This is a genomic window from Ruegeria sp. AN6 (assembly GCF_056540425.1).
In genome coordinates, this window is the sequence record NZ_JBQFWR010000001.1 from 673,809 (window position 1) to 687,853 (window position 14,045).

General features: G+C 55.0%; 11 protein-coding genes. 5 read left to right on the top strand and 6 right to left on the bottom strand.

Features of this window, described 5'->3' with window-relative positions; all coding sequences use genetic code 11:
- Positions 1–87: 87 nt before the first annotated feature.
- Positions 88–2,793: a DNA gyrase subunit A gene (gyrA, locus tag ACR0MQ_RS03325; RefSeq protein WP_480606165.1), complete on the top strand. Its 2,706-nt coding sequence runs from the start codon at positions 88–90 to the stop codon at positions 2,791–2,793.
- Positions 2,794–2,936: 143 nt separating this feature from the next.
- On the opposite strand, the gene ACR0MQ_RS03330 is transcribed toward gyrA, so the two are convergent.
- Complete coding sequence (locus ACR0MQ_RS03330; protein WP_319545258.1) at positions 2,937–3,380, bottom strand: hypothetical protein; 444 nt, start codon at positions 3,378–3,380, stop codon at positions 2,937–2,939.
- A 37-nt stretch (positions 3,381–3,417) separates the two neighbouring features.
- On the bottom strand, positions 3,418–3,786 hold the full coding sequence (locus tag ACR0MQ_RS03335; protein WP_319545259.1) for an antibiotic biosynthesis monooxygenase family protein: 369 nt from the start codon (positions 3,784–3,786) through the stop codon (positions 3,418–3,420).
- Between the two features lie 67 nt (positions 3,787–3,853).
- Here ACR0MQ_RS03335 and ACR0MQ_RS03340 point away from each other — a divergent pair, with 67 nt between their 5' ends.
- From ACR0MQ_RS03340 to ACR0MQ_RS03350, 3 genes are all read left to right on the top strand, one after another.
- Positions 3,854–4,387: a MarR family winged helix-turn-helix transcriptional regulator gene (locus ACR0MQ_RS03340; protein ID WP_480605916.1), complete on the top strand. Its 534-nt coding sequence runs from the start codon at positions 3,854–3,856 to the stop codon at positions 4,385–4,387.
- Between the two features lie 448 nt (positions 4,388–4,835).
- Complete coding sequence (locus ACR0MQ_RS03345; protein ID WP_480605919.1) at positions 4,836–7,319, top strand: response regulator; 2,484 nt, start codon at positions 4,836–4,838, stop codon at positions 7,317–7,319.
- Positions 7,320–7,322: 3 nt separating this feature from the next.
- A complete protein-coding gene (locus ACR0MQ_RS03350) occupies positions 7,323–8,927 on the top strand; it encodes an adenylate/guanylate cyclase domain-containing protein (protein ID WP_480605921.1) in 1,605 nt (534 codons plus the stop codon).
- Here ACR0MQ_RS03350 and ACR0MQ_RS03355 read toward each other — a convergent pair.
- The 4 genes from ACR0MQ_RS03355 to ACR0MQ_RS03370 form a co-directional block, all read right to left on the bottom strand.
- Positions 8,924–9,310 carry a response regulator gene (locus tag ACR0MQ_RS03355; protein ID WP_170470627.1) on the bottom strand — a complete coding sequence of 129 codons (387 nt, stop codon included), beginning with the start codon at positions 9,308–9,310 and terminating at the stop codon, positions 8,924–8,926. The genes ACR0MQ_RS03350 and ACR0MQ_RS03355 overlap by 4 nt on opposite strands.
- A gap of 523 nt (positions 9,311–9,833) precedes the next feature.
- On the bottom strand, positions 9,834–11,303 hold the full coding sequence (locus ACR0MQ_RS03360; RefSeq protein ID WP_010440315.1) for a carboxypeptidase M32: 1,470 nt from the start codon (positions 11,301–11,303) through the stop codon (positions 9,834–9,836).
- A 5-nt stretch (positions 11,304–11,308) separates the two neighbouring features.
- Complete coding sequence (ctaA, locus tag ACR0MQ_RS03365; protein ID WP_010440316.1) at positions 11,309–12,454, bottom strand: heme A synthase; 1,146 nt, start codon at positions 12,452–12,454, stop codon at positions 11,309–11,311.
- 62 nt (positions 12,455–12,516) lie between these two features.
- Entirely contained in the window at positions 12,517–13,260 is a 744-nt protein-coding gene (locus tag ACR0MQ_RS03370; RefSeq protein ID WP_010440317.1) for an RNA methyltransferase, read from the bottom strand.
- Positions 13,261–13,414: 154 nt separating this feature from the next.
- Here ACR0MQ_RS03370 and ACR0MQ_RS03375 point away from each other — a divergent pair, with 154 nt between their 5' ends.
- On the top strand, positions 13,415–14,035 hold the full coding sequence (locus ACR0MQ_RS03375) for a thiamine phosphate synthase (protein ID WP_480605927.1): 621 nt from the start codon (positions 13,415–13,417) through the stop codon (positions 14,033–14,035).
- Positions 14,036–14,045 lie beyond the last annotated feature (10 nt).

Below are 14,045 nucleotides of genomic sequence, written 5' to 3' on the forward strand. Positions count from 1 at the left end.
GGTCTGATAAGGTGCATCCACAAGATATAGATCAAAAACAAGACACGGGCAGCCTACGTGAGCGATACGCCAGAAATACCTGAAAACATGGATGAAACACCGCCCGAGCGCCCCGTTTATGACGGCCCGTCGGTATCCATCGAATCCGAGATGCGCACGTCCTATCTGGACTATGCCATGTCGGTCATCGTATCCCGCGCCATTCCCGATCTGCGCGATGGTTTGAAACCAGTGCACCGCCGCATCCTGTATGCTATGCACGAAACCGGGAACACGCACGAAAAGGCCTACCGCAAGTCGGCCCGCCCGGTCGGCGACGTGATGGGTAAGTACCACCCGCATGGTGATAGTGCGATCTATGACGCGCTGGTGCGGATGGCACAGGATTTCTCGATGTCGCTGCCGCTACTGGATGGTCAGGGCAACTTTGGCTCGATGGACGGCGATAACCCGGCGGCCATGCGTTATACCGAAGTTCGGATGGACAAGCCTGCCGCGTCCCTGCTGGCCGATATTGAAAAAGAGACGGTCGATTTTCAGGACAACTATGACGGCAAAGACAAAGAGCCGACCGTCCTGCCCGCCCGTTTCCCGAATATGCTCGTCAACGGTGCCGGCGGTATCGCGGTGGGTATGGCAACGAACATCCCTCCGCACAATCTGGGTGAAGTGGTTGATGCAACTCTGGCGCTGATCGATGACCCGGACTTGACCTCGGAACAGTTGATCGAATACGTCCCTGGCCCAGATTTCCCGACCGGCGGCGTAATGCTGGGCCGGTCCGGCGCGCGCAAAGCTTATCTGGAAGGCCGTGGCAGCGTCATCATCCGTGCCAAGACCCGTGTCGAGGAGCTTCGTAAGGACCGCTACGCCATCGTTGTCGATGAGATCCCCTATCAGGTGAACAAAGCCGCGATGATCGAAAAGATTGCCGAGGCCGTGCGTGAGAAGCGGATTGAAGGTGTGTCCCATGTGCAGGACGAATCCGACCGAAATGGTGTGCGCGTCGTCGTCGAATTGAAGCGCGATGCAACACCCGAAGTGGTGTTGAACCAGCTCTATCGTTTCTCACCGATGCAAACTTCTTTCGGCTGCAACATGCTGGCCTTGAATGGTGGTCGCCCCGAACAGCTGACTTTGCGCCGCTTCCTGACGTCCTTCATCGACTTTCGCGAGGATGTGGTTGCACGTCGTACTGCGTACGATCTGCGCAAAGCACGCGAACGCAGCCATATCCTCTGTGGTCTAGCGGTCGCTGTTTCCAATGTGGACGAAGTGGTCGCCACGATCCGCTCGTCTGCAGACGCGGCACAAGCACGTGAAAAGCTGATGACCCGCCGTTGGCCAGCGGCTGATATCGAAGGCTATCTGCGTCTGATCGACGATCCACTGTCAAAGATGAACGACGACGGCACCTATAACCTAACCGAGGTTCAGGCCCGCGCCATCCTTGAGCTGCGCCTGCAGCGGCTGACCCAACTGGGCGTCAAGGAAGTCACGGACGAGCTGGAGCAGCTGGCCGCCAAGATCAAGGAATACCTGGATATCCTGTCGTCGCGCGAACGCATCATGTCGATCATCGGCGATGAGCTGCGCGACGTGCGCGAGCAATTCGCCGTGCCCCGCCGCACCGAAATCGTCGACTGGTCCGGCGACATGGAAGACGAGGACCTGATCGAGCGTGAGGATATGGTCGTGACCGTCACCTCGGGCGGATACATCAAGCGCACCCCGCTGGCTGATTTCCGCGCCCAGAAGCGAGGCGGCAAAGGTCTGTCCGGCATGCAGACCAAGGAAGAAGACGTGGTCACCACGCTCTTCGTGGCGAATACCCACACGCAGTTGTTGTTCTTCACAACGGATGGCATGGTCTACAAGCTCAAGACCTGGCGACTGCCGCAATCGGGGCGGACTGGCAAAGGCAAAGCCATCGTCAACATCCTGCCGATTCCAACCGGGGTTTCCATTGCTGCAATTATGCCGGTGGATGTGCCGGATGAAGAATGGGAAAACCTGCAGATCATCTTCGCCACCAGTGCGGGCACTGTGCGGCGCAACCGTTTGTCAGATTTCACCAACGTCAAGCGCAACGGCAAGATCGCCATGAAGTTCGAAGAGGATCACGCCGACACCAAGTTGATCAACGCGCGTATCTGTTCCGAAGATGATGACGTCATGCTGGTCACTAAATCTGGCCGCGCAATCCGCTTCTCAACAACAGATGTACGGGTGTTCAACAGCCGGTCGTCTGTTGGTGTACGCGGTGTACGTCTGACCGGCGATGATGAGGTGGTTTCGATGTCGGTCATCCGCCACTTCAACGCCACCTCGGATGAACGGGCCGCTTACCTTAAAATGCGCCGCCTTATGGCCGGTGTCACCGATGAATCCGAGACGGAAGAAGATGAAGGTAACGCCGACAGTGTGCTGCCTCAGGAACGTTATGCCGAGATGTCGGCTGCCGAGAACCTGATCCTGACCATTACGGCAGGGGGCGCGGGCAAGCTGAGCTCAAGCCACGATTACCCGGTTCGCGGACGCGGCGGTATGGGCGTGGCAGCGATGGACAAGGCCATGCGCGGCGGTAAATTGGTGGCATCCTTCCCCGTTGATATTGACGACCAGATCATGCTGGCCACCTCAAAGGGTCAGTCGATCCGGGTGCCGGTTGATGGGATCTCTTTCCGCTCCCGCAGCGCGGGCGGTGTGAAAGTCTTCAACACGGGCAAGGGCGAAGAAGTCGTCAGTGTTGCCTGGATTGCAGACCAGGGTGATGAAGAAGCCGAAGAGTGAAGGATCGAGAAAGAAATCGGGTGAGTTAAGCTCGGTTTCTTTGGTCTAAACCTTCCAATTACCGCTCTGCGGACAGAGCGCCAATTCGCTGCGTTTGCTCGAATGTCGGCAATTTGGCCAATGCATGTATTGGAACCACATCTTCAGCGAGGCCTCCGAATTCTACCGGTCATTCGCAAGCCATCACGAATGTTCAACCCCATCATCGTGAGGTTGGCCGCCCCGGCGATCAGCTCAATCACCTGAACCGTGTAAAAGGTGCTGTCGAATTCGCCAGCGGCGGCTTTACCGGCCAGAAACCAGGCGGCTGGTACGAGGATCAGCAAACCATTCAACGCAATGACGGGCATTCGGGTTTTCTTGGCCGTCGTAAGCGCATCCTTGCGTTTCCGGCCCATTGCCATGCCCGATACGCCAGCAATCGCCATTGCCGGGACGAGGATGAACATGCCTTTCAAGATCAATGCCTTGACGGTCCCGACTGTTTCATGGCTCGCAAAGAGTTCGCTGGTGGCCGTTGATGTCCAGAAGAGGAGGATCATCACAAAGCCGATACCCCCTGCGATAGCGTGAATCTTTGTTTTCATAACGCTTCACTCAAATTGGCTTTTGGAAAGGATTTCGTCAGGCCGTGCAGCAATTCGGCACCGCAACCTTCTCAAACAGATGGGGGGCGGTCACAGCGCTTGAGGGATAATGGCTGAGCTGCTGCTGAAACTCGGGGTTTGAAAACGCCGCGCGGAAGTCCGCAACAGAGTCCCAGATCGCGTAGTTCATATACATGCTGCCGTCACCAACGGCTTTGTGCAGTTGGGTGCTGATGTAACCCGGCTGCTTTTTCATCCATTGGGCATCGCTCTTCCAGGCTTCAACCAAGGCGTCTTGTTCATCGGGATCGATTGTGAAGAGATTGACGAGAACGACGGGTCCAGCGTCGATGCCCAATTGCCGATCAATGGGAAACTCAGGGTCGAGGGGTTTGAAACTTACCATTTCGGTACTCCTTGAAAGTAGCTTCGTTTTGGTGCCATGTTGTCATATTTAGGAAACATCAAACATAATGACAACACGTTGTCAAATGAAATGGGGAATCGACATGCCGTATGCGCGAAGAACCGAAGAAGGAGAAGCCGTGACAGCGTTGATACTGGATGTGTTTCGGCTAAACGGTCGATTGCAGCTTGCCGGTGATCGCCTCGTGTCAGAACTCGGTCTTACAAGTGCTCGATGGCAGATTCTTGGTGCCATCGCCTATTCTGATCGACCGGAATCCGTTGCCTGGCATGCTCGGACGATGGGCGTTCACCGGCAGGGCGTACAAAGGATCATCAATGAATTGAGCAAAGAAGGCATAGTGGAGTTTCAGCCGAACCCACACCACAAGCGGGCGCACTTAGTCGTACTGACCCAAAAGGGGCAGGAGTTGTACGAAGCCGCGATTGCGAAGCAAATCCCATGGGTGAATGAACTCTCGGAAGGTCTGTCGCCAGATGATGTTGCGACAGCGCAAAACGTTGTTGACCGTCTTAAATCACGTCTCGAAGAAGCATCAATGCGACAAGATCAGAGCCCGTCTCAAAGCGGACGTTCATAAAGAGCGCAGCATCGGTCATTTTGGGCTCGAAGCGGATGTTGCTATTAAGCAAAATCCTGAATTCGTTAACTTTCATACGCCTTATAGAGGTTAATATTCGGCCCTCGCTCAAAGCCCATACAATGCCCCAAACTTGTTCTCAAGATAGGTCAACAACGCCTTCGGCCCGGGCTCGACACCACTTGCCCTCTGGATGATTTCGCGTGGCGCATAAAGGCCGCCAAATTGCTGGACGTTCTCGCGCAATACTATGGCCTCTTAAGTGTCATAGGAGAAAAATAGGATGGCTCAGAAACGGTATTGAGATGAGTATTCGCTGCCCGAACCATGAGAACCTAACCGTACGCAACGAACACATTCAAAAATGCAACCGTCGATAAATCTTGCAAGATTAGGGCCGCACCTGATTTAGTGACCGAAAATTGGGCGGCTTTTGGGGGAGAAGCGCGTGCAGAAAGAACAAGAGCAGGATTACGAAGCCGAACTACGCATTCACGAAGCACTGGACGTTGCGTCGACAACGCCTGTATTTGCATTGTCTTTCGTGATGGCCTTTGCTGTGATGATATTGCAAATCGGTCCCTCGAACCTGACTCTGGGCGCGATCGCGTCTTTGGTCATGTTGCTGATCATGAATGTGAAGGGGATGAAAAGCTATTACGCGTTGCGTAACAAGCCTAGACCAAAATCAATCTCGAAACGGCGGTTGAGGGTTATTCTCATCACCTCACTGATCCTTGGAACAGGTTGGGGCAGTTTCAATTTTTTCATGATGCCGGTCTTGGCACCGCATGAACAGATGGTTCTGTATCTGTTCGCGTTTATCGGAGCATTTGGCGGCTCTACAACATTTTCGCTTAGGGTGACCTGGGGCTTCTCAAGCTCAATTCTCTTTCTAACTTGGCTGTCCATGCTTCTATGGGGGCCTCTGGAATGGTATTTCAATACGCTCATTATATTGGGCACGATTCTGGTCATAACTCAGCTGACACTCTTAACCAGAAAAAGTGCGATCAACGGCATCAATTTGACGCTGGCCAACACCAAGGCGCTGAACAATCAACTTAGGGCTGAAAACCGGATACGTGAATTGGCGCGCATTCCGGAAGAAAACCCGAACCCGGTGTTGCGTATCACCGAGAAGGGCGAACTGACTTACGCCAATAAGGCAAGCGCTCCATTAATCGAAGCACTGCAGCTAAAAGTTGGTGACCGCGTGGGAACGGGTTGGCGCAAACGTATTGCCAAGGGTTTGCAGGAAGATCAAAGGGCAGATTTCCAGTATAAGGCTGGTGGTCAGACCTATTCTCTTTTGCTGTGGCCGGTTCCGGAAGGAGGATACGCGAATATCTACGGTCGGAATATTACGCAGCAAAAACGCGTGGAGAGCGAGTTGCGGGTGGCCCGCGATACAGCAGAAACCGCTAACAAGACCAAAAGCACTTTCCTTGCCAATATGAGTCATGAACTGCGCACACCGCTGAATGCGATTATTGGATACAGCGAACTAATGCTGGAAGAAGCCATCGACCAGAAGGACGAAGCAAACCTGAGCGATTTGAAGAAGATTCAATCTGCCGGAAAACACCTGCTTGCGTTGATCAATGATGTATTGGACCTCTCCAAAATCGAAGCCGGAAAGATGGAGTTCGAACTGGAAACTTTCGACGTTTTCCAGATGATCAAAGATGTTAGCGCGACAGTGCAGCCGTTGGCTGAGCAGAACAACAATACGCTGGAAATTGAGTGCCCTGATGATATCGGCGAGATGGTCTGTGACTTGACCAAGGTGCGGCAGGCCCTGCTGAACTTGTTGTCCAATGCTTGTAAGTTCACAGAACATGAAATGATCACGTTATCGGTTGTAAAATCGAACGACACAGATCAACTGGAATTTGCGGTCACCGATCACGGCATCGGCATGTCGCCAGAGCAGGTCGAGAGGATATTCGATGCGTTTACGCAGGCAGATTCCTCAACAACGCGTAACTACGGTGGTACCGGATTGGGGCTGTCTATCACAAAGGCCTTCTGCGAACAGTTGGGCGGCAACATTCACTGCGAAAGTGCGCTTGGCGAAGGTTCGACCTTCACAATTCGCCTGCCGCGCATCTGTCGCGACCCGTCAAAAGGCGTGATGCGTCTGGCTGACCAGTCAGAGAATGAATCGAACAATGACCCGAATGCTCCACTGGTTCTGTTGGTGGATGACGATCCGACCGTGCATGATCTTCTGGGTCGACGATTACTTCGTGAGGGATATCGCGTTCTCGCATCGGCCAATGGCGATGAGGCATTGGAACTGGCTCGAACAACCCGTCCTGATGCCATCACGCTCGATGTCTTCATGCCCGAAATCGATGGCTGGGCTGTTTTGTCCAAGCTCAAGGACGATCCCGAACTTAGGGATATTCCTGTCATTATGTTGACTTTCGCAGAGGATCGCAAAAGAGGTTTGTCGCTGGGAGCCAGTGAATATCTGGGCAAGCCAATTGACACGACCGAGCTGCTGAGTGTCCTTAAAGAGCACTGCCCGACTCTGCCAACGCCACGCGTTCTGGTCGTCGAGGACGAGGCTGCAACGCGTGAGCTGATCTGTCGCGTTCTCGAAAAAGAAGGCTGGCAGATTGACGAGGCGATCAATGGACTGGATGCCCTTCAACGCCTATCTCAGTTCGTGCCGGACGTGATTTTACTTGATCTCATGATGCCCGAGATGGACGGTTTTGAGTTCTTGGCGGGGATAAGAAAGAACCCGGAGTGGAAGAATGTTCCCGTCATCATCGTGACCGCCAAATCCCTGTCCAGCGAGGACCGCGCGCAACTGAATGGCTCGTTCCAGACGCTGATCCGCAAAGATGGGGATGAGATTGAAATCATTCTGAACCAGTTGAACGAAATCCTTTCGGCTTCTCGATCTGAAGACGTATAGGCTGTGAGTAGCACCCCGAATACCCAACCCGAGCAGGCACAGGCAATGTGGCTGGCAAATTTACGCCAGAACCTGATTCCCCCGGTCAGTGCGATAGTCGGGCTATGTGAGTTTCTCGAAAGTGAGGCTGAACGCCTTACTCTGAAGGAAGCCGCATCAGACCTGAACCGAATATCTCAGGCTGCAACCGAACTAAGCGTGTTTGTGGACCAGCTTCTGCATCCCCGAATGGCCTTGAAGCTTACGGTAAGCGGTGACGAAGGAGTGAAAAGGCTTCGTCACGATTTGCGAACGCCGATGAATGCGATCAAGGGCTACAGCGAAATGCTGCTTGAGGATCTGGAGGATCTAAACGCAGGACATCTGGAGTTGGACCTGCGCGGATTGCTGAAGCATACGGATTCTCTATTGCAAGAAATTGATGTGCTCGCATCGTTGTCCGACAACCAGTCCGGCGATGGCTTCAAAATACCCGAGGCATCGCAGGACGCAGCTGAGATGTTCGCAAATCTGGCTCAAAGCATGCGCTCGATTGATCCGGTTGCGGAGACTGCTTCGCTAACCGGAACCATCCTAGTCGTAGATGATGTCGAAGCGAACCGTACGCTGCTTGCCCGGCGGCTCGAACGGGATGGTCATCAAGTCTGGACCGCCGACGGAGGATATTCGGCTTTGGAAAAGCTGTCTCAACACGCGTTCGATCTGGTCCTGCTTGATCTTATGATGCCGGATCTCAACGGTTATGATGTTTTGAAGCGACTGAAAGAAAACGATGACTGGCGCGACATCCCGGTCATCATGATTTCCGCGCTCGATGAGATCGAAAGCGTTGCGCGTTGCGTTGAGATCGGAGCAGAAGATTACCTCCCTAAACCGTTCAATCCAATCTTGTTGCAAGCTCGGATCAACGCCGCGCTTGAGAAAGGACAGTGGCGGGAGCGAGAACGCCTCTATCTCTTTCAGATGGAGGCAGAGAAGCAAAAGTACAAAGACCTGTTGCATAGTATTCTGCCGCAAAAAATCGTGACACGATTGAACGATGGAGAGGCCACGATTGCCGACCGTCATGACGATGTGACTGTCCTGTTTTCGGACATGGTTGGCTTTACGGAGATGTCGGCGAAATTGTCACCCGCGCAAGTGGTTCACTACCTTAATCGGGTTTTTTCGGGCTTCGACAAGACGGCTTCGGAACTTGGTGTGGAAAAGATCAAGACAAACGGAGACGCCTACATGGCCGCAGCCGGAGTACCCGACCACCGGAATGACCACGCTGAAGTGATCGTTGAACTGGCTTGTCGGATGTTATCTCAGGTCGAAGCGCTGAACCACGAGCTGGACTACCCTATGCATCTTAGAATCGGCGTCCACAGTGGGCCCGTAGTAGCCGGAATAATCGGGTCACACCGTTTTCTCTACGATGTTTGGGGGGATACAGTGAATTTCGCCAGCCGTCTTGAAACAACGGGTGCGCCAGGCCGCATTCAAGTCTCAGAGGAGACCGCAAGGCGGGTTACGCATTGCTTTGACCTAACTGATCCGATGGATGTGAGAATTAAGGGCAAAGGCCAGGCAAAAACATATTTCATCACTGGACGGAAATCTTAGTAGTCGGATCTTCCTCCAGAGGCTGACAGCAGTTTTTCCATTATCTCAAGCAAACGGTTAAGTTCGACAGGTTTGGTATCAAAGTCATCGCAACCTGCCTCCAGCGCCTTTTCCCGGTCGCTGGCCATTGCGTGTGCCGTCAGCGCAACCACCGGGATTGAGGCCGTCTCGGGTGCTGCCTTGATGCGTCGGGTCGCCTCCCATCCATCAATCTCAGGCAGGCTCATATCCATCAAAACAATGTCGGGACTTGCTTCACCAGCCATGGACACGCCTTCCAACCCGTCCTTCGCAACGATAACTTGGAATCCTTTGCGCGCCAACCGACGCGACAACATATCGCTGTTCATTTCGTTGTCTTCCACCAACAGAACTTTAGCCAAATTTCCCCCTTTACGCATGCGCGCCATTTGACTGCCCACGAGACCGAGTGTTTCCGGATCCATTTTCAAAATGTCGAACATACCACTAGATTGCGCAAGTCGTTTCGGTTGAAGCATTCTTTCATCAATTCAGCTTCACGCAATGAACAAATTAGTGTCTTCAGGTAATGTCGTCTTTTAGTCCACCCAACCCGCTACGAATTTCGCTTTCCCACCCTTGCTTTTTTTTGCTGCGGTCGTGTTGCGACCAAAGCAGTCGTTCATTGTCAGATTGCCAATGGCGGTAGTGTCCGCGTCTCGTTCATTGCCTGGGGAATTCTCGCTGCGCCGGGCCCGAATGGCGGCTCCTTACGCCGAATCGCCGTACTCAAGATAATGCACCCCCAGCAAAATCTGCGCTGTGTGCGTTTGCAGCGAGAAAATCGAATTCACAGGATGGGCCTGAGGCGGGCGTTTCTTTTGAGCAAGATCCTGAACTCAAAAACTTGCGTACACCTTCAGGAAGTTAATAATCGGCCATCGCTCAAAGCCCATACAATGCCCCAAACTTGTTCTCAAGATAGGTCAACAACGCCTCCGGCCCGGGCTCGACACCACTTGCCCTCTGGATGTTTTCGCGCGGCGCATGAAGGCCGCCAAATTGCTGGACGTTCTCGCGCAGCCATCCGGTGGCGCCCGAGGAATCGCCCGCAGCCAATTGCGAATCCAAATCGGGTACGGCCTTGCGCAAAGCCTGATTCAGACATCCTGCGTAGACATTCCCCAACGAGTAGGTCGGGAAGTAGCCAAACAGCCCAACAGACCAGTGCACATCCTGCAGGCACCCATTCGAAGGCTTGTCGACCGCATATCCAAAATCTGCGGCGAAACGATCATTCCACGCGGCTTCAAGGTCGCTGACTTGCAGATCACCTGCCATCAGCGCACGCTCTAGATCGAACCGCAGCATGATATGCAGGTTGTACTGCACTTCGTCCGCTTCGGTCCGGATGTATCCACTGTGTACTCGGTTAACGGTGCCATAGAAGGCATCGGCGTCGGCGATGCCAAAATCGCCAAAGGCTTCTTTCATTTGATCGAAAAGCCAGCCGGTGAAGGCGCGGGACCGGCCCAGTTGGTTTTCATAAATCCGGCTTTGGCTTTCATGAACTCCCATGGATACACCGCGCCCTAAAGGCGTCAGCAAATAATCCGGGTCGATCCCCTGTTCATAAGCCGCATGTCCCACTTCGTGGATCGTGGAATAGAAGCAATTGAACGGGTCCGTTTCGCTGGTTCTGGTGGTGATGCGTACATCCAGCCCGCTGCCAGAACTGAACGGGTGTACAGCTTTGTCCACGCGGCCATTATTTAGGTCATAGCCAAAGGCGACGGCCAGCTTTTGCGACAGGCGCATTTGGATCAACTCGTCAAATCTACCGGTCAGAGCCGCAGGCTCGGGCCGATCTAGGACAGCTGCGCGCAAAGTAACCAGACGTGGGCGCATCTGGTCGAATATCTCGGCAATCTGCGCACCCGTCGTGTAGGGCTCGTAATCTTCGACCATTGCGTCGTAGATATCACCGCCTTGAGCGAGCGCGGCACCTTCCTCGCGCTTAAGTGCAACAACCTCTTCCAGAACGGGTAGAAAAGCAGCGACATCCTCATTCGCGCGGGCCTGCGCCCATTTTCCCTGCGCCTCGGACGTCACGCGTGCAATTGCAGTAGCCAGATCCGATGGAACCTTCACCGCCCGATCATATTCGCGTCGAATTTCCCGCAGCTGAGCCTTGTCCGCTTCGCTAGTTGCATATGCGCTCTCCAGCCATTCTGCCACACGTGGGTCTGAGCGGCGCGCGTGAAGCACGGCTTCGATCGCAGCCATCTCTTCGGCCCGTTGCGGAGCTGCGCCGCGCGGCATTACCGTTTCCTGATCCCATCCCAGACGTCCGGCGATCTGGCCAAGGGCCGAAGTTTGGCGCTGATAGGCCATCAGGTCGTTGAAAGCTGTCATCTGAGTTATGCTCCGCGCAGAGAAGTTGCAATAGGATAGGCCGTGAGAAAACGTGCACGCAGGATCAGCGTCCAAACCACGACGGCCATGAATTGGTGGAATATCGCGATTTGCCAGGGTGCCGCGTAGATCACTGTCATGATACCGACCACCACCTGTAGCGAAAGCGCAGCGAATGCGGCGTTGAAAGCGAACCGCGTCTGCGGATGCGCACTTGCCGCGCCGCGCCGCCAAACAACGACACCAAAAGCGAACAGCAGATAACCAGCGCAGCGGTGGATGAATTGCACAAGGCCCGGGCTTTCGAAGAAATTTCGCCACATCGGTTCAAGCATCGTGGCGTCCGGTGGCAGAAGCTGACCTCCGATCAAAGGCCAATCCGTATAGGAACGACCCGCGTCGATACCCGCGACCAGCGCCCCAATGAGTATTTGCAAAAAGGCGAAATGCATCAGACCTGTGCAAAGCGAGAACAACCGGGTTTCCTTTGCGCGGCGTGCTTGCATCAGATCGCGCTCCTCGCGCGCCAACATGAAGATGTACCAAGCCAGAAATCCGAGGATGACAAACGCAAGCCCCAGATGCACCGCTAGTCGATAGCTTGCAACTGCGGTCATCCCCTCGCCTTGCGTCACACCCGACGCAACCATCCACCAACCAACAGCACCTTGAACGCCACCGAGCGCTCCGGGGATCAGCAATCGACCGGTCCAACCAGCCGGTATCTTGCGGGCAACAAGAAAACCGGAAAAGCCGAGAGCCCAGACCAGTCCGATCACGCGGCCCAGTTGGCGGTGGCCCCATTCCCACCAGTAAATTGACTTGAAATCATCCAGCTCCATCCACTGGTTCTGGATGCGCCATTGATCGATTTGCTTGTATTTGTCGAACTCGGCCTGCCAGTCAGCCTCGGAGGTCGGCGGGATGGCCCCGGTGATCGGACGCCATTCGGTGATCGACAGGCCGCTATCTGTCAGTCGGGTCAGTCCGCCGACCGCGATCATGATGACCACAAGCGCAAACAGGATCATAAGCCAGACGCGAATGGCCTGGCGTGCACCACCGCGCCCGCGATCGATCACACCCGGCTGAACCGCTTGTGGTTTTTCAGTGTCTGAGACGTCTTCGAAGATGCTGCGCTTACCGCTCATGCTGTCCTCTTGTGCCTTGGATTTCGTCGCAAGCTAGGTTGACTTGGGGGCGAGGTCCAGCCTCAGCCCCGATCCTTCCAGCGGACCATCTGACGCATCACCCCGTGCAGCATTTGAACGTCCGCCCGCGTCATCCGCATCCTGGACCATAGATTGCGCAGGTTGGTCTTCATCCCTTCGGCCTTTTCGGGCGGGTAGAAAAATCCCGCCTCTTCCAACCGATCCTCGTAATGCTCGACCAGCTTCTCGACCTCGATCCCCGTAGCCCAGTCGCCTTTGCCCAGATCAGTGGCTTCATGCATCACATCCCCAGTTTGGCGCATCCACTCGTAAGCCGTCAGCAAAACGCATTGCCCAAGGTTCAGCGACGCGTATTCGGGATTCACTGGTACCGAGATAATCGCGTTTGCCTTGGCGATATCCTCGTTTTCAAGCCCGGCGCGTTCTGGACCGAACAGCACAGCCACCTTTTCACCAGCGGCCACCTTTTCCGCGGCGATTTGCATTGCCCGCTCGGGGCTGAACACTGGCTTGGTCAAGCCCCGTTGCCGTGCCGTGGTCGCAAAGACATATGTGCGATCCCCCAATGCTCCAGCCAGATCGTCGAACAATTGTGCCTCATCCAGCAATCGCCCTGCGCCGCTGGACATCGCAACGGCCTTGGGGTTCGGCCATCCATCGCGCGGTGCAACAATCCGCATCCGGTCCAGTCCGAAATTCCACATCGCCCGTGCTGCAGCACCGATATTTTCGCCCATCTGAGGGCGCACAAGCACGAAAGAAGGCTGGGATGTATCGCTGGGCATGGCTGTCTCCGAAAAGGTCTGCCTGCTCTAATCGCGTCTCCCCCGCAGGGCAAGGCACCCGGCGCGTCTAATCCAGCACGAGACGGCATAAAAGTTTGCTTCCCGCCCGCAATCCGCTAAACCGCGCGAAAGACTGAAAGCGAAGGACGCGCCAATGGACACCCCCGAGCAGCCGCAGATTTATCTGATCACCCCGCCAGCGATCACACTGAGCACTTTCCCCGACCAGTTGTCCCGCGTTCTGGACGGAGCCGAGATCGCCTGTATCCGCCTGGCCCTCGCAGGAAGTGACGAAGATACCATCGCTCGCACCGCTGATGCCTGCCGTGAGGTTGCTCATGCACATGACGTGGCGCTGGTGATTTCGAACCATGTACTGCTGGCGCAACGGCTGGGTCTGGACGGGGTGCATCTGGACGATGCGGCACGCTCGGTCAGGGCTGCGCGTAAGGAACTGGGGCCAGATGCCATCGTCGGCAGCTTTTGCGGAGCCTCCAGCCATGATGGCATGACCGCTGGAGAAGGTGGGGCAGACTATATTGCCTTTGGCCCGGTGGGCAACGTCGCGCTGGGCGATGGAACCCGCGCTGAGCAAGACCTGTTCCAATGGTGGTCTGAGATGATCGAGGTTCCGGTGGTGGCCGAAGGCGGGCTAACCGAAGACCTGATCCGAGACCTGACCCCCTGCACAGATTTCTTTGGCATCGGCGATGAGATCTGGTCACATGACAACCCGCTGGATGCATTGAACACTCTGATCGCCGCAATGCGCTGACGACTGTGAG

Bases quoted from the DNA above. Each gene is read 5' to 3' on its own strand.
- gyrA (WP_480606165.1), top strand. From the start codon at position 88: ATGGATGAAACACCGCCCGAGCGCCCCGTTTATGACGGCCCGTCGGTA.
- ACR0MQ_RS03330 (WP_319545258.1), bottom strand. From the start codon at position 3,380: ATGAAAACAAAGATTCACGCTATCGCAGGGGGTATCGGCTTTGTGATG.
- ACR0MQ_RS03335 (WP_319545259.1), bottom strand. From the start codon at position 3,786: ATGGTAAGTTTCAAACCCCTCGACCCTGAGTTTCCCATTGATCGGCAA.
- ACR0MQ_RS03340 (WP_480605916.1), top strand. From the start codon at position 3,854: ATGACAACACGTTGTCAAATGAAATGGGGAATCGACATGCCGTATGCG.
- ACR0MQ_RS03360 (WP_010440315.1), bottom strand. From the start codon at position 11,303: ATGACAGCTTTCAACGACCTGATGGCCTATCAGCGCCAAACTTCGGCC.
- ctaA (WP_010440316.1), bottom strand. From the start codon at position 12,454: ATGAGCGGTAAGCGCAGCATCTTCGAAGACGTCTCAGACACTGAAAAA.
- ACR0MQ_RS03370 (WP_010440317.1), bottom strand. From the start codon at position 13,260: ATGCCCAGCGATACATCCCAGCCTTCTTTCGTGCTTGTGCGCCCTCAG.
- ACR0MQ_RS03375 (WP_480605927.1), top strand. From the start codon at position 13,415: ATGGACACCCCCGAGCAGCCGCAGATTTATCTGATCACCCCGCCAGCG.